Source organism: Croceibacterium xixiisoli (genome assembly GCF_009827305.1).
GTDB lineage: Bacteria > Pseudomonadota > Alphaproteobacteria > Sphingomonadales > Sphingomonadaceae > Croceibacterium_C > Croceibacterium_C xixiisoli.
In genome coordinates, this window is record NZ_WTYJ01000001.1 from 602,625 (window position 1) to 620,135 (window position 17,511).

Consider the following 17,511-nt stretch of genomic DNA (forward strand, 5'->3'; position numbering starts at 1 on the left):
ACCAGCGGGCCGCGCATGGCCTGCCAGGAAAGGGGTGCAGGATGAGAGATACTCGGGGTCAGCCGCTGGCACGCGACGCCATGGCCTATGTGCTGGCCGGTGGGCGCGGCAGCCGCCTGAGCGAGCTGACCGACAACCGCGCCAAGCCGGCGGTCTATTTCGGCGGCGTGTCGCGGATCATCGATTTCGCCCTGTCGAATGCGATCAATTCGGGCATCCGCCGCATCGGGGTGGCCACCCAGTACAAGGCGCATTCGCTGATCCGCCACATGCAGCGGGCGTGGAATTTCATGCGCCCGGAACGCAATGAAAGCTTCGACATCCTGCCCGCGTCGCAGCGCGTGTCCGAACATCAGTGGTATGAAGGCACGGCCGATGCGGTGTTCCAGAACATCGACATCATCGCCGGCCATGCGCCGAAATACATGGTCATCCTGGCGGGCGACCATGTGTACAAGATGGATTACGAACTGATGCTGCAGCAGCACGTCAATTCGGGCGCAGACGTCACCATCGGTTGCCTGGTCGTGCCCCGGCAGGAAGCGACCGGTTTCGGCGTGATGCATGTCGATACCGACGATGTGATCACCGCCTTCATCGAAAAGCCGGCCGATCCCCCCGGCATTCCGGGCCAGCCGGACATGGCGCTGGCCAGCATGGGCATCTATGTGTTCGACACGGATTTCCTGTTCGAACAATTGCGGCGCGATGCGGCGGACATGGAATCCGGGCGCGATTTCGGCGGCGACATCATTCCCTATATCGTCAAGCACGGCAAAGCGGTTGCCCATCGCTTCACCAGCAGCTGCATCCGCGCGGCGGACGAGATCGAGGAATATTGGCGGGATGTCGGCACGCTGGACGCCTATTTCGATGCCAATATCGATCTGACCGACGTGGTCCCCCGGCTCAATCTCTATGACCGGGACTGGCCGATCTGGACCGACCAGATCGTCGCCGCACCGGCCAAATTCGTCCATGATGAGGAAGGTCGCCGGGGCCAGGCGATATCGTCGCTGATTTCGCAGGATTGCATCGTGTCCGGCGCGCTGGCGAAACGCAGCCTGCTGTTCACCGGGGTCAAGATGGGCAGTTTTTCCAGCGTCGAGGAAGGGGTGATCCTGCCCTATTGCAACATCGGGCGCGGCGCGCGGCTGAAGAAGGTGATCCTCGATTCCGGTGTCCGCATCCCCGAAGGGCTGGTGGTGGGTGAAGATCCGGAACTCGATGCCCGCCGGTTCCGCCGCACCGACAATGGTGTTTGCCTGATCAACAAGGACATGATCGCGAAGCTGACATGACCCTGTCCGTGCTGCAGGTGGCATCCGAAGCGGTGCCGCTGATCAAGACCGGCGGCTTGGCCGATGTGGTGGGGGCCCTGCCGCAGGCGGTTGCGCCCCACGGCATTGCCATGACCACGCTGCTGCCCGGATACCCACGGGTGCTGGCGGCCGCCGGCAAGCTGCGCACGCTGCACAAATATGATGATCTGTTCGGCGCGAAGGCGCGGGTTGGCGCGGCCTTGCTGGAGGATGGTCTGCGTCTGCTGGTGCTGGATGCGCCCGAATTGTTTGCGCGCGAAGGCGGCCCCTATGCCGATGCTGCCGGGCACGACTGGCCGGACAATTGGCGCCGGTTCGCTGCCCTGGGGCGCGCGGCGGCCGATCTGGCCACGGGAGCAGGGCGCACCAAGGGTTTTGACCTGCTGCATGCGCATGACTGGCAGGCGGCCATGGCGCCCAGTTTTCTGCGCTATGATGCGGCGGCCGATGGGATGCCGCGCCCGCCATCGGTGCTGACCATCCACAACATCGCCTTCCAGGGGCATTATGGCGCGGATGTGTTTCCAGCGCTCGGCCTGCCGCCGGAAGCCTGGTCGATCGACGGGGTGGAATTCCACGGCGGCATCAGCCTGCTGAAGGGCGGGCTGGTATCCTGCGACGCGATCACCACCGTCAGCCCCAGCTATGCGCGGGAAATCCAGACCGCCGAATTCGGCATGGGGCTGGAAGGGGTGATCCGCGCGCGGGCCGACCGGGTGCATGGCATCTTGAACGGGATCGACCGGCGCGACTGGCACCCGCGCCATGACGCGGCGCTCGCCGCGCGGTTCGGCAAGCAGACCATCGCCCGGCGCAGCGCCAACAAGCGCGCCATCGAAAAAGAGTTCGCGCTGGAGGAAGGCGATGGTCCGCTGTTCGTGATCATCAGCCGGCTGACCTGGCAGAAGGGCACCGATGTGCTGCTGGAATGCATCGATCATCTGGTCGGGCTGGGCGGGCGGCTGGCGGTGCTGGGATCGGGCGATCGCGATCTGGAACAGGGGCTGCAGGCCGCCGCCGCGCGCCATCCGGGCCGGGTCGGCGTGCGGATCGGTTATGATGAGGCACTCTCCCACCTGCTGCAGGGTGGCGGCGACGCGATCCTTATCCCATCGCGCTTCGAACCCTGCGGGCTGACCCAGCTGTATGGCCTGGCCTATGGCTGCGTGCCGATCGTGGCGGCCACCGGCGGGCTGGCCGATACGGTGATCGATGCCAATCCGGCGGCGCTGGATCAGGGGGTGGCCACCGGTATCGTCTTTGCCGGGCTGCGTTATGACACGCTGGCCATGGCGATCACCCGGACGGTGGAGCTCTATCGCCAGCCGGCCCGCTGGCAGCAGGTGCAGCGCAACGGCATGGCGGCCGATTTCGGCTGGTCGCGCAGCGGCGCGGCCTATGCCGATCTTTACCGCCAATTGCTGGGCGAGGGCGCATGACCATGCGACTGGGGGCATATGCGGGCCCCCAGGGCACGGATTTCGCGGTGCGCGCGCCACGGGCCGAGGGTGTGACGTTGTGCCTGTTCGATGGCGAGCGGGAAGAGGCGCAGTTGCCGATGGTGCGGCAGGGGGATGACTGGCTGGTTCAGGCCCCCGGCGATGCCACCGGCCGGCATTATGGCTATCGCGCAGACGGCCGCTGGGCACCCGAAGCTGGGCTGTGGTTCGATCCGGCCAAGCTGCTGGTCGATCCCTATGCGGTGGAACTGGACCGGCGGTTCCAATATTCAGCGGCGCTGGCCGAATATGGGCAGGATACGGCGGCGTTGGTGCCAAAAGCGCGGGTCGTGGGGCTGCTGCCCGATGTGCTGCGCCGCCCGCCGCGCTTCACCCCCGGCGGGCTGATCTACGAACTGAATGTGCGCGGCTTCACGCAATTGCACCCCGATGTTCCGCCCGAATTGCGTGGCACGGTGGCGGCGCTGGCGCATCCGGTGATCCTCGACCATCTGCGCCGCTTGCATGTCAGCGCGGTGGAACTGATGCCGATCATCGCCTGGATCGATGAACGGCATCTGCCCCCGCTCGGCCTCAGCAATGCCTGGGGTTACAATCCGGTGGCGCCGATGGCGCTCGACCCTGGATTGTGCCCCGGCGGCGTTGCAGAGTTGCGCGATACGGTGGCCGCCCTGCATGCGACGGGCATCGGCGTGATCCTGGATGTGGTGCTCAACCACACGGGCGAAAGCGATATCGCCGGGCCTGTGCTCAGTCTGCGTGGGCTGGACAATGCCGCCTATGGTCATGATGCCGAGGGGCGGCTGATCAATGACACCGGCTGCGGCAACACGCTCGATTTCACCAATCCGGCGGTGCGCGCGCTGGCGCTGGCGAGCCTGCGCCATTTCGTGCGCCATTGCGGGGTGGATGGGTTTCGCTTCGATCTGGCCCCGGTGCTGGCGCGCGGGCCGGGTTTCGATCCGCAGGCGCCGTTCTTTGCCGAACTGGCCGCCGATCCCTGGCTGGCCGACCGGGTGATGATTGCCGAACCGTGGGATATCGGGCCGGGCGGCTATCAGCTGGGGCATTTCCCCGCCCATTGGCTGGAATGGAACGACCGTTTTCGCGACGATGTCCGCCGTTTCTGGCGTGGCGATGGCGGGATCGGGGTGCTGGCCACAAGGCTGGCCGGATCGGCCGATATCTTCGGGGCCCATTGCCGCAGCGTCAATTTCCTCGCCGCCCATGACGGCTTCACCCTGGCCGATACGGTGGCTTACGAACAGCGGCACAATTGGGCCAATGGGGAGGACAATCGCGACGGCCATGGCGACAATTTCAGCTGGAACAATGGCGTGGAGGGGCCGAGCGATGATCCGCAGGTGATCGCGCGCCGGGGCGCGGATCTGCGGGCGCTGCTGGGCACGCTGTTCGCCTCCACCGGCACCATCCTGCTGACGGCGGGGGATGAATTCGGCCGCAGCCAGCAGGGCAACAACAATGCCTATGCGCAGGACAATCCGATCGGCTGGGTCGATTGGGCCGGGCGCGACCGCGATCTGGAAGATCATGTCGCTGGCCTGGCGGCGGCGCGGGCGGGCCGGGTGGAACTGTATCAGGCCTTTCCGCAGAATGGGCAATGGACCGATCTGGCCGGGCATGCGCTGGACGCTGAGGGCTGGAATGATCCGCAGGCGGCGGGTTTCCGGTTCCGGGCCGGCAGGCCGGGGGTGAAGGATGAAATCTCGGTCGATCGCGTGGCGCGCACGGCTGGCCGTTGCATGACGGAATCGGCCAGCTATGGGGCAGGGGACGACTCACTCCCACAGGAATGACCATGACAACAAGCGCTTCGCACAGTTCGGTGGCAGAGATCGCGGATCATGCCGCCCATGCGGCGGAGGGGGCGCATGGCTTCGATGTCACCCCGATCGTGATCCTGCTGCTGGCCGCCGTGATCGCGGTGCCGCTGTTCAAGCGGATCGGGCTGGGTTCGGTGCTCGGCTATCTGGCGGCGGGGCTGGCGATCGGGCCGTTCGGCCTGGGCTTTTTCACCGATGCGGAATCGATCCTGCATGTCGCCGAACTGGGCGTGGTGATGTTCCTGTTCATCATCGGGCTGGAAATGCAGCCTTCGCGGCTCTGGGCCATGCGGGGGGAGATTTTCGGGCTGGGCGCGGCGCAGGTCGGGCTGGCGATTGCGCTGCTGATCTGTGTCGGCCTGGCGCTGGGCTATCCGGTGGCGCAGAGCTTTGTTGCCGGCACCGGCTTCGTGCTGACCTCCACCGCCATCGTGATGCAGATGCTGGAAGAACGGCGCGCGATGACGCTGCCGCATGGCCGACCGGCTGACCAGCGTGGGCATCGGCATCGCCGCCATTGTCGGGCTGATCCTTGCCGGGCGCTATCTGCTCGATCCGCTGTTCCGCCTGCTGGGCAAGGCGAAAGCGCGCGAAGTGATGACCGCTGCCGCCCTGCTGGTGGTGCTGGGCGCCGCGCTGGCGATGCAGGAAGCCGGGCTTTCCATGGCGATGGGCGCCTTCCTGGCCGGGGTGCTGCTGTCCGAATCCTCTTTCCGGCATCAACTGGAAGCGGATGTGGAGCCCTTCCGCGGCATTCTGTTGGGCCTGTTTTTCCTGGGCGTCGGCATGGCGCTGAACCTGACGGTGGTGGCCGACAACTGGCAGCTGATCCTGATCAGCGTGGCTGCCTATATGGTGCTGAAGATGGGCGCGATCTACACCGTCGCCCGCCTGTTCCGCGCCGGCAAGCGCGAAGCGATCGAACGCGCGGTGATCATGGCGCAGGGTGGGGAGTTCGCCTTCGTGCTCTATGCCACGGCGGCGCGGGTGGGCATCATCGATGCCGAAGCCAACGCCATGCTGACCGCGATCATCATCGTGTCCATGGTGCTGACCCCGATCATGACCATCCTGCATGATCGTTTCGTGCCGCGCGCCAAGCCGTCTCAGGAAGGGGTGGATGCGGTCGATGATCTGTCTGCCAGCGCGCTGCTGATCGGGTTTGGCCGCTTCGGCCAGATCGCCAGCCAGCCGCTGATCGGCCATGGCTGTTCGATCTCGATCATCGATACCGATACCGATGCGATCCGCCGGGCGGCCGATTTCGGCTTCAAGGTTTATTATGGCGATGGCACCCGGCTGGATATCCTTCACGCCGCCGGCGCCCATCATGCACAGCTGGTGATCGTGGCGGTCGACGATGCCGCCAATGCGACGAAGATCGTCGAACTGATCAAGGCGGAATTTCCGCTGGTGCCGGTGTTGGCCCGCGCGACCACGCGCCAGCACGCGGTCGAGCTGCTGCACGCCGGAGCCGATTACCAGATTCGCGAAACCCTCGAATCAGCGCTGGCACTGGCCGCCCGCGCGCTGGAGGAAATGAACGTGGATCAGGATGAGATCGCCGATGTGATCGATGACGTCCGCCGTCGCGATGGCGAGCGGCTGGAAATGGAGATGACCGGCGGCGTTTATGCGTCCCGCCATCTGCTTCACGGCAATATGATGAAGCCTCAGTCGGGCAGCAATTGAAGAATATTGCCCGTTTGATCGGTTCATTGACGATTCATTGCAGGCATCGGGCAAAATGCCGCTTGCCAAGCCGCGCGTTTGACGGCATCAAACGTTCAGGAGCTCGGGAACAGCAAAAGCCGTCCATTCGAGGCTCCAGGGAGAGGGTGTTGGTGTTCTGCACGCTTCGCGCGTGCGCCAAATTCGGCCAGTGCAGCTTAGCTGTGCTGGCCGTTTGTGCATTTGAACCAGCCAATCGGGCGTGATTGAAGCGCGCCCCGGCCCGTGATAGGCGCGGATCATGTCCTCCTGCGATAGCTGTATCGTGCGCAACAGCGCCATTTGTGCCGCGCTCGATTCTGCGGAGGTCGAGGCGCTCAATACCCTCGGCCGTCGCCGGCGCCTGGCTGCGGGGGAATCGATCATCTGGGAAGGCGATGAATCGGTGCTGGTCGCCAATGTCATCGAAGGCGTGCTGAAACTGTCCGCCGGCACGGAGGATGGCCGCGAACAGATCGTCGGCGTGGTCTATCCGTCAGACTTCATCGGCCGCCCGTTTGGCGGGACCACGCGCCATTCGGTCACGGCGTTGACCGATGCCAATGTCTGCGTGTTCTCGCGTGCCGATTTCGACAGCTTTGCGCAGGATCATCCGGCGCTGGAACACAAGCTGCTGAAGCGCACGCTGACCGAACTGGAACGCACGCGCGACTGGATGGTGCTGCTCGGCCGCAAGAATGCGGAAGAAAAGGTCGCCACCTTCCTGCTCGATATCTCCGCCCGGCTGGTGGAGCCTGGGTGCGAGGCGCCGAGCGGGGTGCCCCTGGGCAATTTCGACCTGCCGTTTTCGCGCCAGCAGGTGGCCGATATCCTGGGCCTGACCATCGAAACTGTCAGCCGGCAGATGACCAAGCTCAAGCGCGATGGCGTGATCGACCTGCCATCCCGCCGGGCGGTGATCATCCGCGATCGGACCACGCTGGAAGATCTGGCTGGGTAGCGGGACGCGCTTTCAGCAGGCGCGCCCCGTTTCATTACTTCAGAACCGCAGCGCCAGCCCGGCGCTGAGCACCCAGGGGTCGAGTGTGTGCTCGGTCTCGATCACCTTGGTGCTGCCGGCGTACCAGCGCGCCGTGGTGGCGATGAAATAGCGTTTGGCATCCAGGCTGACCGCCAGCCAGCTGTCATTGATCGGCACGTCGATCCCCGCTTGCAGGGCCAGCCCGAGTTCATTGGAAAGGGTCGTACGATCTGCCCCCAACGCGACGGCGGCGGCGCCGGGTTTTTCATCGATGAACAGGAACAGCGCCGGCCCCGCGCCGACATAGGGGGAAATGCCCCCGGCATTGAGGTGATATTTCAGCGTCAGCGTGGCGGGGATCAGCTTGGCATCGGACACCAGCTCGGCCCCGGGCACCCCGGCGGTGGCATCGACATCGTGCTGGGTGACGCAACAGATGGTTTCGACCGACAGTGCCGGGGTCAGGAAATATTCCACCGCAATCGTGGGCACGACATTGTCATTGGCCTTCGTGCGGATGGTGGAGGGCAGGCCCACCAGATCCAGATTGACCTGATCGATCTTGCCATCCGGCAGCACGGCGCTGCCCAGCAGTTTGATCTGCAGCTGGCCGGCATCCTCGCCGGTCCTGGCCAGCGCGGGTGTGGCGAGCATTGCTGCCAGGGCGAGGGCGGCGGTGGTGATATGGCTGCGCATGATGGGCGTCTCCCGATGCCGCCGCCTTGCCCGTTGCAAGGCGATCCTGTGCGGCCTGCCCCGCTTCGGCCCGGCCAAGCGCCAGATCATTGATCGGACGCAAAAATCTGCGGCGGAATGTTTCACGCTGACGGCCTGATCTTTTGACCGCGATCAATGATTGGCGGGGGTGCCGGGGCCCACTGGCGACAGAGTTCAAAAGGGGCACCGACTCATGGAAGCTTTACTGACCCGTGCCGGGGTTTGGTTCGTTCTGGCCATCGCCGCCGTTTCGGCGGTCGCCCTGGCGCAGGACCAGGGATATGCCGTGCATATGGCGATCGTCGCCATGGCGGCACTGATCGGACTGGGCGTGACCGCCAGTTCGGCCGATGTCGGCGCCATTTTGCGCGGCGCGATCCACACCCCGGTCGATCCGTCACGCTATGATGATGATCCGGTGCGCTGGGGCGTGCTGGCCACGGTGTTCTGGGGCATTGTCGGCTTCCTGGCCGGGGTGTTCATCGCGCTGCAACTGGCCATTCCTGCGCTCAATCTGGAACCCTGGCTCAATTTCGGGCGCGTGCGGCCGCTGCATACCTCTGCCGTGATCTTTGCCTTTGGCGGCAATGCGCTGATCGCCAGTTCCTTCTACGTCGTGCAGCGCACCTGCCGCGCGCGGCTGGCCTTCCCGCAGCTCGCCCGTTTCGTGTTCTGGGGGTACCAGCTGTTCATCGTGCTGGCGGCCACCGGCTATCTGCTCGGCGTTACCCAGTCGAAGGAATATGCCGAACCGGAATGGTATGTGGACTGGTGGCTGACCGCCGTCTGGGTCGCCTATCTGATCGTCTTCGTCGGCACGATCGTGAAGCGGGCCGAACCGCATATCTATGTCGCCAACTGGTTCTACCTCGCCTTCATCCTGACGGTGGCGATGCTGCATATCGTCAACAATCTGGACATGCCGGTCAGCCTGTTCGGTTCGAAGAGCTATCCGCTGTTCGCCGGGGTGCAGGGCGCGCTGGTGCAGTGGTGGTATGGGCACAACGCGGTCGGGTTCTTCCTGACGGCGGGCTTCCTGGCGATGATGTATTACTTCGTGCCCAAGCAGGCCGAACGGCCGATCTACAGCTATCGCCTGTCGATCATCCACTTCTGGGCGCTGATCTTCCTCTATATCTGGGCGGGGCCCCACCATCTGCATTACACCGCGCTGCCCGACTGGGCGCAGACGCTGGGCATGGTGTTTTCGATCATGCTGTGGATGCCCAGCTGGGGCGGCATGATCAACGGGCTGATGACGCTGAACGGCGCCTGGGACAAGGTCCGCACCGATCCGATCATCCGCATGTTCGTGATCAGCCTGGCGTTTTACGGCATGAGCACCTTCGAAGGGCCGATGCTGTCGATCAAGGCGGTCAACAGCCTGTCGCATTACACCGACTGGACCATCGGCCACGTCCATTCCGGCGCGCTGGGCTGGAACGGCATGATCACCTTTGCCGTCATCTATTTCCTGGTGCCGCGCCTGTGGCAGCGGGACCGGCTCTACAGCCTGCGCATGGTCAACTGGCACTTCTGGCTCGCGACCGTGGGGATCGTTTTCTACGCCGCCAGCATGTGGGTGGCCGGGATCACCCAGGGCCTGATGTGGCGGGAATATGGGGCTGACGGCTATCTGGTGAACAGCTTCGTCGAAACCGTCAGCGCGCTGCATCTGATGTATCTGCTGCGGGCCTTCGGGGGCGGGCTCTACCTCGCCGGCGGGGTGATCATGGTCATCAATGTCTGGGCCACCATCGCCGGCCGCCGGCGGATCGAAGCCCCGCTGAGCGACGCTGCCTACGATCCGCAGGCCGACCGCCCGATCACCGCAGTTCCGGCCGAGTAGGACCAAAGCCATGAGCATCACCGAACAACACAAGAAGCTGGAACGCAATGTCACCCTGCTGGGCGTTGGCGCGCTGGTCGCGGTCGCCATCGGCGGCATCGTGGAGATCGCGCCGCTGTTCTGGATCGACAACACGATCGAGCAGGTGGAGGGCATGCGGCCCTACACCCCGCTGGAGCAGGCCGGGCGCGACATCTATGTCCGCGAAGGCTGCTATGCCTGTCATAGCCAGATGATCCGGCCGTTCCGGGACGAGGTGGAACGCTATGGCCATTACAGCCTGGCGGCGGAAAGCATGTATGATCGCCCGTTCCAGTGGGGATCGAAGCGCACCGGCCCCGATTTGGCGCGCGTGGGCAATCGCTATTCGGATGAATGGCATGTCCAGCATCTGAAGAACCCGCAGAGCGTGGTGCCCGACAGCATCATGCCCACCTATGGCTTCCTGGCGGACACCGCGCTGGAGGTGCCCGATCCGGCCGGCAATCTGCAGGCGCTGCGCCGGGTCGGCACGCCCTATTCCAGCCGTGACCTGGAAATGGCCGCCGCCGATCTGCGCGCGCAGGCCAATCCTGATCTGGATGCGGCGGATCTGCGGGAACGTTACCCCAAGGCGCAGATCCGCGATTTCGATGGCGATCCCAAACGGCTGACCGAAATGGATGCGCTGGTCGCCTATCTCCAGGTGCTGGGCACGCTGGTCGATGTGAATGACGCCGCCGCGCAGGAACAGCTGGCGGGGGAGAAGGGCCGGTGAGCGACCATTCCACCTATGACGCGCTGCGCCATCTGGCGGACAGCTGGGGCCTGCTGGCGATGTTCGCGGTGTTTCTGACGCTGGCGCTGTGGCCGTTCCGGCCCGGTGCGCGGCGGCACAATCACGATGCGGCAAACCTGATCTTCAAGGACGATAGCGATGGCGAATAAGCGCATCGATGAAGCGACCGGCACCGAAACCGTCGGCCATGAATGGGATGGCATCGAAGAACTCGATACCCCCATGCCGCGCTGGTGGCTGTGGACCTTTTACGCCACGATTTTCTGGGCACTGGTCTATGTCATCCTCTATCCGGCCTGGCCCCTGATCGAAAAGGGCACCGAAGGCGTGCTCGGCTGGACCAGCCGGGGCGAACTGGCGCAGGATCTGGCGCTGGAAGGCGAACGAAAGGCCCCGATCCTGGCCGCGCTGGCGCATGTGCCGATCGAACGCCTGCCTGCAGACAGCGTCCGGATGCGCGCCGCGATTGCCGGCGGGCGCGCCGCCTTCAAGGTCAATTGCGTGCAGTGCCACGGGGATGGGGCCGCCGGTTTCAAGGGCTATCCCAATCTCAATGATGATGACTGGCTGTGGGGCGGCGATCTCAAGGCGATCGAACAGACGCTGCTGCACGGCATCCGCCAGCCGGGCGATGATGCCACCCACGCCAGCCTGATGCCGGCCTTCGGCCGTGACGGGATTTTCACCCCGCAGCAGATCGATCAGGTGGCCGGCCATGTGCTGTCCTTCACCGGCAAGGCGCGCAGCACAGCTGAAGGCGCGCAGCTCTATGCCGACAATTGCGCCGCCTGCCATGGCCCGGCGGGCGAAGGAAACCGGCTGTTCGGCGCCCCGAAGCTGGCCGATGCCATCTGGCTTTACGGTGGATCGCGGGCTGAGGTGGAACAGCAGATTTCCGCGCCGCGCCATGGGGTGATGCCCAGCTGGCAGGGGAGGCTCGATCCGGTGACGATCAAGATGCTGGCCGCCTATGTCCATTCGCTGGGCGGTGGGGAGGACTTCGTCGACAACGCTGCTGAGGCGGAAGCGCCCGATGCGCAGCCCTGACGTTCCGGCGGATCAGCTCTTCACACGGCAGGTGACCGTCCATCCCAAGCGGATCGACGGTCGCTTCCGCCGGTTCAAATGGCTGATCATGGCCGTGACCCTGGCCATTTATTACGGCACGCCCTGGATCCGCTGGGATCGCGGCGCCTATGCCCCGGATCAGGCGGTGCTGGTCGATGTCGCCGGGCGCCGGTTCTACATGTTCGATATCGAGATCTGGCCGCAGGAATTCTATTTCGTGGCCGGGTTGCTGATCATGGCCGGGATCGGCCTGTTCCTGGTCACCAGTGCGGTCGGGCGGGCCTGGTGCGGCTATTCCTGCCCACAGACGGTGTGGACCGATCTGTTCCAGCATGTCGATCGCTTCGTCGATGGCGATCGCAACGCCCGCATGCGGCTGGACGCGGCGCCGTGGGGCCCGGCGAAGCTGGCGCGGCGCCTGTCCAAATGGTCGATCTATCTGGTCATCAGTTTCTGGACCGGCGGCGCCTGGATCCTGTATTTCGCCGATGCCCCCACGCTGGTGCGCGCATTCTGGGGTGGGGATGCCGCGCCGATTGCCTATGCCACGGTGGCGGTGCTGACCTTCACCACCTTCATCTTCGGCGGTTTCATGCGCGAACAGGTGTGCATCTACATGTGCCCCTGGCCGCGCATCCAGGCAGCGATGACCGACGAAAAATCGCTGATCGTCACCTACAAGGACTGGCGCGGGGAGAAGCGCGGCAGCCTGAAGAAGGCGGAACGCAATCCCGGCCAGTTCGGCGATTGCATCGACTGCAATCAGTGCGTGGCGGTGTGCCCGACCGGTTGGGACATCCGCAAGGGGCCGGATATTTCCTGCATCACCTGCGCGCTCTGCATCGATGCCTGCGACCGGGTGATGACCGAAGTGGGCCGGCCCACCGGGCTGATCGCCTATGCCACGCTGGAAGATTGCGACCGGGAACGGGCGGGCGCGGCGCCCAATCCGGTGCGCAAGGCGCTGCTGCGCCCGCGCACAGTCATCTACTTCCTGGGCTGGGGCGGGATCGGGCTGGCGCTTTTGTTCGCGCTCGGCACGCGCAGCCATCTCGACATCTCGGTCGCGGCCGATCGCAATCCGCCCTTCATGCTGATGAGCGACGGCAGCATCCGCAACGCCTACACCGTCAAGCTGCGCAATATGGAAAGCCGCCCGCGCGCGCTGCGCGTTGCGATCGAAGGCCTGCCCGATGCGCGGATGTGGTCGGATCAGATGGGCCGCGCCGATGCCGTGACCACGCTGGATGTGGAGGTGCCGCCGGACACCACCCACCCGCTGCGGCTCTATCTGGCGGCCCCGGCCGGTGCGCCGTCGCGCGATTTCACCTTCACCGTCACGGCCCTGGATCCACAGGGCGAAACCGACAGCAGCAAGGCGCGCTTTGCCGCGCCCGGAGACAGCGAATGACCGGAGACAGGCCATGAACAGGCAGCAGGGCATCCGCCGCAGGGTCTTCACCGGGCGGCACATGACGGCGATCCTGGTCGCCTTCTTCGGGGTGGTGATCGCGGTGAACATCACCATGGCCCGCTTCGCCACCGGCAGCTTCGGCGGGATCGTGGTCGAAAATTCCTACGTCGCCAGCCAGCAGTTCAACGGCTGGCTGCAACAGGCGGAACAGCAGCGGCAATGGGGCTGGGGCGCGCTGACCGCCTGGCGCCCCGATGGGCGGCTGATGGTCACGGTCACCGGCGCCCCGGCGGATGTGACGGTCCATGCCACCGCCCGCCATCCGCTCGGCCGGATGCCCGATCAGGCGCTCGATTTCGAACCCCAGGGCGGTGGCCGCTTCCTGTCTCGCAGCGCTCTGCCCGAAGGCCGCTGGACGCTGCGGCTGCAACTGGCCGCCGGCGCGCGCGAGTGGAAGCGGGAGGAGGAACTGCGATGACACCTTCCTTGAATCCCGGCGCGACCCCGGCATTGCAAGATGTCCGCCCGCTGGAAACAACCGTGCTGGCGGTGCCCGGCATGCATTGCGCCGGTTGCATGAACAAGGTCGAACGCGGGCTGGCCGCTTTGCCCGGCGTGGCCGAAGCACGGGTCAATCTGTCGCTGCGCATGGTTACGGTCAGCCATGATCCGCAATTGCGCGGCAAGGGCCTGGTCGATGCGCTGGCCGATCTGGGTTTCGAGGCACAGCCGCGCCGCGAAGAGATCGTGCGACCGGCCTCAGCCGTGCGTCCGCTGCTCGCCCCGCTGGCGGTGGCCGGATTTGGCAGCATGAATGTGATGCTGCTGGCGGTCAGCGTGTGGTCCGGGGCGGATGGATCGACCCGCTCGCTGTTCCACTGGATAAGCGCGCTGATCGCGATCCCCGCGATTGCCTATGCCGGGCAGCCGTTCTTCCGTTCCGCCTGGCGCGCGGTGCGGCGCGGCACCACCAATATGGATGTGCCGATTTCGCTGGGTGTGCTGATCGCCACCGGGCTCAGCCTGTATGAAACCATCATGGGCGGGCGCCATGCCTGGTTCGATGGCGCGCTGATGCTGCTCACTTTCCTGCTGGCCGGGCGGGCACTGGATGCGATGATGCGCGACCGCGCGCGCCAGGGGGTGGATGCGATGCTGTCGCAGGCAGCCCAGGGCGCCATGGTGGTCGGCGGCCAGGGCGAACTGCAATGGTGCGATGCGGACCAGCTTCTGCCAGGCGCTGTCATGCGCGTGGCCGCCGGGGAGCGGCTGGCGGCGGATGGTGAAATCATCACAGGAAACAGCCGGTTCGACCAGTCGCTGCTGACCGGCGAAAGCGCGCCGGTGCTGGCCGGGCGCGGCGATCCGGTGCTGGCGGGCACGCTCAATCTGGATGCTCCGGTCGATGTGCGGGTCAGCCATGCGGGCCGCGATACCACGCTGGCGGAAATCGCCCGGCTGATGGAAGCGAGCATGCAGAACCGCAGCCGCTATGTTCGTATCGCCGACCGGGCGGCCAGCTATTACGCGCCGGCCGTTCATGCGCTGGCGGCCATGGCGGTCATCGGCTGGCTGATCGCCGGGGCCGGGATCTATCAGGCGCTGGTGATCGGCGTGGCGGTGCTGATCATCACCTGCCCCTGCGCGCTGGGGCTGGCGGTGCCGGTGGCGCAGGTTGTCGCCAGCGGATCGCTGATGCGTGCCGGGATCATGGTCAAGGATGGGTCCGCGCTCGAACGCATGGCCGGGATCGACCGCGCCCTGCTGGACAAGACCGGTACGCTGACCCTCGGTCGGCCGGTGCCGGATCCGGTCATCATGGCCTTGCTGCCCGATCATGCTGCTGGCGTGGCGCTGGCGCTCGCCTCCCACAGCCGCCATCCGCTGTCCCGCGCGCTGGCCATGGCGCTGACGGCAGCCGGGCACCGCGTGGCCGTGATCCACGATGTCGAGGAACGTGCGGGGGAAGGGGTTTTCGCCCGCGCCGATGGCCGGTCGGTGGCCTTGCGCCGCCCCGACGATGCCAATGGCATGGCGATGTTGCTCGACATCGCCGGCGAACCTGCCTGGCTGATCCCGTGTGCCGACCGGCTGCGGCCGGATGCCGTCGAGGCGCTGGACCAGCTGGCGGGCATGGGCATATCCTGCTCGATCCTGTCAGGCGACAACGTCGGCGCCGTCAGCGATGTGGCGCGGGCCACCGGGCTGACCGCGCAGGCCAGCGCCCGCCCGGCGGACAAGCAGGATGCGATCCACCGGCTGCAGGGTGCCGGGCATAATGTGCTGATGGTCGGCGACGGGCTGAACGATGGCCCGGCGCTGGCCGCCGCCAACGCCTCGCTTGCGCCGGGCAGCGCCAGCGAAGTGGGGCTGCAGGCCGCCGACATGGTGTTCGTGCAGGATTCGCTGCTCGCCCTGCCGCGCGCCATCCGCGTGGCGCGCGCCACGCTGCGGATCGTGCGGCAGAATTTCGTGCTCGCCATCGGTTACAATGTGCTGGCCGTGCCGCTGGCCATGGCCGGCATGGTCACCCCGCTGGTGGCGGCGCTGGCGATGTCGGGCAGTTCGCTGATCGTGATCGGCAATTCGCTGCGTCTGGCAAGGATCGGCAAATGACCGGGCTGCTGTTTCTGATTCCCGTCGCGCTGCTGCTGGGCGGGCTCGGGCTGGCGGCGTTTTTCTGGGCGCTGCGCGATGGCCAGTTCGACGATCCCGATGGCGCAGCGGCGCGGATCCTGATCGAAGAGGATGAGGCGGCATGATCGCCTTTGGCCCGCTGGCGGCGATGGCGGCGCTGATCCCGGCGATGACCGGCCCCTTGCCGGCCGATGCGCGATCCTGGCTGGTGCTGCCGCTGTGCAGCGGCGGCAGTGTCAGCATGCCGATCGACCGGACAGCCCCGCCGGCGGATGGTTCCGGCCCCTGTTGCGCCAAGGGTTGCCATGCGGGCGATCAGCGCAAGAAGCGGTTTGATCGAAAACAATGAGCGGGGCGGATGCCCGTGCGACAGCATCGGCATGTGGCCTTATCATGCTGATCTGCTGGCAACCCCGGTGCCCCGTTATACGAGCTACCCGACGGCTGCCGAATTCACCCCCGATCTGGAACCGGGCGCCTTTGCCGATGCGGTCGCAACCGCGACCGATGATGTCTCGCTCTATATCCATATCCCGTTTTGCGAGAAGATCTGCTGGTATTGCGGCTGCAACACCGGCGCGGCCAATCGGGCGCAGCGACTGGCCAGCTATCTCGAGGCGCTGCATCGGGAAATCGCGCGGGTGGCGGCGCTGCTGCCGGCCAGCGCACGCGTGCGGCGGATCGCCTTTGGCGGGGGCAGTCCCAATGCGCTGACGCCGACCGATTTCCTGCGGCTCTATCAGCAATTGCTCACGCATTTCCCGATCGAAGATCCGCTGGTTTCGATCGAACTCGATCCCCGCACGCTGACCGAAGAATGGGGCGCGGTGATTGCCGGGATTGGGGCCAGCCATGCCAGCATGGGCGTGCAGACCTTCGCCCCGCAGCTGCAGCAGGCGATCGGGCGGGTGCAGCCGCTGGCGATGATCGAGGCGGGAGTGCGCATCCTGCGTGATGCCGGCATCACATCGATGAATTTCGATCTGATGTATGGCCTGCCGGGCCAGACCCTGGATGATCTGACACAGGCGCTGGACCTGTCCTGCCGCTTCGGGGCGGAACGGATCGCGCTGTTCGGCTATGCCCATGTCCCGCATCTGATCCCGCGCCAGCGGCGCATCGATGCCACGGCCTTGCCGGGGGCGGAGGAACGGTTCCGCATGGCCTGGCACGGGTTTTCGCAGCTGCAGGGGGCGGGCTATCAACCGGTCGGCTTCGACCATTTCGCCCTGCCGGGCGATCCGCTGGCCCAGGCGCTGCAGTCCGGCCGGCTGCGGCGCAATTTCCAGGGATTTACGGACGATCGTGCGCCGGCGCTGATCGGGCTGGGCGCCTCCGCGATCAGCAGCTTCCCCGGCCTGCTGGCGCAGAATGAAAAGAACCCGGGCCGTTACCGCATGATGCTCTCGCAAGATCAGCTGCCGGTGGCGCTGGGGATCGTGCGCGGCATCGAAGACCGGCGGCGCGGGGCGATCATCGAGGAATTGCTGTGTCGCAACCGTGCGCGGGTGGATCGCGCCGTGCTGGAAAGCGCCTGGGACCGGCTGGCACCCTATGTCGAAACGGGATTGTGCGAAATGGACAATGGCGCACTGGTGATCCTGCCCCACGGCCTGCCCTATGCGCGCAGCATTGCCGCCGCCTTCGACCCCTATCGCAGCCATTCCCCCCGGCGGTTCAGTTCGGCGGTGTAGAACCCGTCGCGAAGGGAAGAACGGGGCAGGCGGGTG

16 protein-coding genes and 1 pseudogene are annotated in these 17,511 nt (G+C 65.7%); 16 read left to right on the top strand and 1 reads right to left on the bottom strand.

Features of this window, described 5'->3' with window-relative positions; translation table 11 throughout:
• Window positions 1–41: 41 nt before the first annotated feature.
• The 6 genes and pseudogenes from glgC (at window position 42) to GRI97_RS02950 (ending at window position 7,297) form a co-directional block, all read left to right on the top strand.
• Complete coding sequence (glgC, locus tag GRI97_RS02930) at window positions 42–1,301, top strand: glucose-1-phosphate adenylyltransferase (protein ID WP_161389620.1); 1,260 nt, start codon at window positions 42–44, stop codon at window positions 1,299–1,301.
• On the top strand, window positions 1,298–2,761 hold the full coding sequence (gene glgA, locus GRI97_RS02935; RefSeq protein WP_161389621.1) for a glycogen synthase GlgA: 1,464 nt from the start codon (window positions 1,298–1,300) through the stop codon (window positions 2,759–2,761). The genes glgC and glgA overlap by 4 nt, the downstream gene beginning before the upstream one ends.
• Complete coding sequence (glgX, locus tag GRI97_RS02940) at window positions 2,758–4,599, top strand: glycogen debranching protein GlgX (RefSeq protein ID WP_161389622.1); 1,842 nt, start codon at window positions 2,758–2,760, stop codon at window positions 4,597–4,599. The genes glgA and glgX overlap by 4 nt, the downstream gene beginning before the upstream one ends.
• A 2-nt stretch (window positions 4,600–4,601) precedes the next feature.
• Window positions 4,602–5,027 (top strand): annotated as a pseudogene (locus GRI97_RS18960) (cation:proton antiporter domain-containing protein); the annotation flags it as partial.
• A gap of 73 nt (window positions 5,028–5,100) precedes the next feature.
• Complete coding sequence (locus GRI97_RS18765; RefSeq protein WP_202392559.1) at window positions 5,101–6,318, top strand: cation:proton antiporter domain-containing protein; 1,218 nt, start codon at window positions 5,101–5,103, stop codon at window positions 6,316–6,318.
• 280 nt (window positions 6,319–6,598) lie between these two features.
• Complete coding sequence (locus GRI97_RS02950) at window positions 6,599–7,297, top strand: Crp/Fnr family transcriptional regulator (RefSeq protein ID WP_161389623.1); 699 nt, start codon at window positions 6,599–6,601, stop codon at window positions 7,295–7,297.
• Window positions 7,298–7,336: 39 nt separating this feature from the next.
• Here GRI97_RS02950 and GRI97_RS02955 read toward each other — a convergent pair whose 3' ends face one another.
• On the bottom strand, window positions 7,337–8,014 hold the full coding sequence (locus GRI97_RS02955; protein WP_161389624.1) for an OmpW family outer membrane protein: 678 nt from the start codon (window positions 8,012–8,014) through the stop codon (window positions 7,337–7,339).
• A 214-nt stretch (window positions 8,015–8,228) separates the two neighbouring features.
• Between GRI97_RS02955 and ccoN the strand changes: the two genes are divergently transcribed.
• Genes ccoN through hemN form a run of 10 tightly spaced genes read left to right on the top strand, consistent with a single transcriptional unit; the run spans window position 8,229 to window position 17,475 of the window.
• The gene (gene ccoN / locus GRI97_RS02960; RefSeq protein ID WP_161389625.1) at window positions 8,229–9,884 is read left to right on the top strand and encodes a cytochrome-c oxidase, cbb3-type subunit I; all 1,656 of its coding nucleotides are present in this window, start codon (window positions 8,229–8,231) and stop codon (window positions 9,882–9,884) included.
• Between the two features lie 10 nt (window positions 9,885–9,894).
• Window positions 9,895–10,641, top strand: a complete 747-nt coding sequence (gene ccoO, locus GRI97_RS02965; RefSeq protein ID WP_161389626.1) for a cytochrome-c oxidase, cbb3-type subunit II — start codon at window positions 9,895–9,897, stop codon at window positions 10,639–10,641.
• Complete coding sequence (locus GRI97_RS02970; RefSeq protein WP_161389627.1) at window positions 10,638–10,811, top strand: cbb3-type cytochrome c oxidase subunit 3; 174 nt, start codon at window positions 10,638–10,640, stop codon at window positions 10,809–10,811. Before ccoO ends, GRI97_RS02970 begins: the two co-directional genes overlap by 4 nt.
• Window positions 10,801–11,709 carry a cytochrome-c oxidase, cbb3-type subunit III gene (gene ccoP / locus GRI97_RS02975; RefSeq protein WP_161389628.1) on the top strand — a complete coding sequence of 303 codons (909 nt, stop codon included), beginning with the start codon at window positions 10,801–10,803 and terminating at the stop codon, window positions 11,707–11,709. Before GRI97_RS02970 ends, ccoP begins: the two co-directional genes overlap by 11 nt.
• Window positions 11,696–13,141, top strand: coding sequence for a cytochrome c oxidase accessory protein CcoG (gene ccoG, locus GRI97_RS02980; protein WP_161389629.1), 1,446 nt, complete (start codon window positions 11,696–11,698; stop codon window positions 13,139–13,141). Before ccoP ends, ccoG begins: the two co-directional genes overlap by 14 nt.
• A 13-nt stretch (window positions 13,142–13,154) precedes the next feature.
• Window positions 13,155–13,622, top strand: a complete 468-nt coding sequence (locus tag GRI97_RS02985; protein WP_161389630.1) for a FixH family protein — start codon at window positions 13,155–13,157, stop codon at window positions 13,620–13,622.
• Window positions 13,619–15,760 (top strand): heavy metal translocating P-type ATPase, encoded by a 2,142-nt coding sequence (locus tag GRI97_RS02990; RefSeq protein WP_161389631.1) that lies wholly within the window; start codon window positions 13,619–13,621, stop codon window positions 15,758–15,760. The genes GRI97_RS02985 and GRI97_RS02990 overlap by 4 nt, the downstream gene beginning before the upstream one ends.
• A complete protein-coding gene (gene ccoS / locus GRI97_RS02995) occupies window positions 15,757–15,906 on the top strand; it encodes a cbb3-type cytochrome oxidase assembly protein CcoS (protein ID WP_161389632.1) in 150 nt (49 codons plus the stop codon). Before GRI97_RS02990 ends, ccoS begins: the two co-directional genes overlap by 4 nt.
• Complete coding sequence (locus GRI97_RS03000; RefSeq protein WP_161389633.1) at window positions 15,903–16,130, top strand: hypothetical protein; 228 nt, start codon at window positions 15,903–15,905, stop codon at window positions 16,128–16,130. Before ccoS ends, GRI97_RS03000 begins: the two co-directional genes overlap by 4 nt.
• 31 nt (window positions 16,131–16,161) lie before the next feature.
• On the top strand, window positions 16,162–17,475 hold the full coding sequence (gene hemN, locus GRI97_RS03005; protein WP_161389634.1) for an oxygen-independent coproporphyrinogen III oxidase: 1,314 nt from the start codon (window positions 16,162–16,164) through the stop codon (window positions 17,473–17,475).
• Window positions 17,476–17,511 lie beyond the last annotated feature (36 nt).

Excerpts from the sequence above, each read along its gene's own strand:
- ccoS (WP_161389632.1), top strand. The coding sequence starts at position 15,757 with ATGACCGGGCTGCTGTTTCTGATTCCCGTCGCGCTGCTGCTGGGCGGG.
- ccoP (WP_161389628.1), top strand. The coding sequence starts at position 10,801 with ATGGCGAATAAGCGCATCGATGAAGCGACCGGCACCGAAACCGTCGGC.
- glgA (WP_161389621.1), top strand. The coding sequence starts at position 1,298 with ATGACCCTGTCCGTGCTGCAGGTGGCATCCGAAGCGGTGCCGCTGATC.
- GRI97_RS02955 (WP_161389624.1), bottom strand. The coding sequence starts at position 8,014 with ATGCGCAGCCATATCACCACCGCCGCCCTCGCCCTGGCAGCAATGCTC.
- GRI97_RS02985 (WP_161389630.1), top strand. The coding sequence starts at position 13,155 with ATGAACAGGCAGCAGGGCATCCGCCGCAGGGTCTTCACCGGGCGGCAC.
- GRI97_RS18765 (WP_202392559.1), top strand. The coding sequence starts at position 5,101 with ATGGCCGACCGGCTGACCAGCGTGGGCATCGGCATCGCCGCCATTGTC.
- ccoN (WP_161389625.1), top strand. The coding sequence starts at position 8,229 with ATGGAAGCTTTACTGACCCGTGCCGGGGTTTGGTTCGTTCTGGCCATC.
- glgC (WP_161389620.1), top strand. The coding sequence starts at position 42 with ATGAGAGATACTCGGGGTCAGCCGCTGGCACGCGACGCCATGGCCTAT.
- ccoG (WP_161389629.1), top strand. The coding sequence starts at position 11,696 with ATGCGCAGCCCTGACGTTCCGGCGGATCAGCTCTTCACACGGCAGGTG.
- glgX (WP_161389622.1), top strand. The coding sequence starts at position 2,758 with ATGACCATGCGACTGGGGGCATATGCGGGCCCCCAGGGCACGGATTTC.
- GRI97_RS03000 (WP_161389633.1), top strand. The coding sequence starts at position 15,903 with ATGATCGCCTTTGGCCCGCTGGCGGCGATGGCGGCGCTGATCCCGGCG.
- hemN (WP_161389634.1), top strand. The coding sequence starts at position 16,162 with ATGTGGCCTTATCATGCTGATCTGCTGGCAACCCCGGTGCCCCGTTAT.
- GRI97_RS02950 (WP_161389623.1), top strand. The coding sequence starts at position 6,599 with ATGTCCTCCTGCGATAGCTGTATCGTGCGCAACAGCGCCATTTGTGCC.
- GRI97_RS02990 (WP_161389631.1), top strand. The coding sequence starts at position 13,619 with ATGACACCTTCCTTGAATCCCGGCGCGACCCCGGCATTGCAAGATGTC.
- ccoO (WP_161389626.1), top strand. The coding sequence starts at position 9,895 with ATGAGCATCACCGAACAACACAAGAAGCTGGAACGCAATGTCACCCTG.